The organism is Paraburkholderia sp. SIMBA_027 (assembly GCF_046535315.1).
Taxonomy (GTDB): domain Bacteria; phylum Pseudomonadota; class Gammaproteobacteria; order Burkholderiales; family Burkholderiaceae; genus Paraburkholderia; species Paraburkholderia tropica.
Map to the genome: position 1 here is coordinate 1 of NZ_JAWRWY010001635.1, position 234 is coordinate 234.

Sequence of the window (234 nt, forward strand, 5' to 3'; positions counted from 1 at the left end):
GATATTGCGGAGTGGCGTGTGCCGGAGGGGGGCTTTTATATCTGGGTCACCTTCCATAAAGCATTCACCGTTCAGACGCTTTTCATCCGTGCCTTGGAGGCCGGCGTACTGATCAATCCGGGAGCTCTCTATCTTCCCGAAGACCGGCAAAGCCTGCGTCTTTCCTATTCGTACGCATCCTTACCGGACTTGGAAAAAGGCATTCAAACGATAGCGGACATCGCCCGCCGTTTC

At 54.3% G+C, this 234-nt stretch carries 1 pseudogene; it reads left to right on the plus strand.

Annotation, left to right across the window (positions count from 1 at the left end):
- Positions 1 to 234, plus strand: a pseudogene (locus tag SB764_RS44725) (hypothetical protein); the annotation flags it as partial.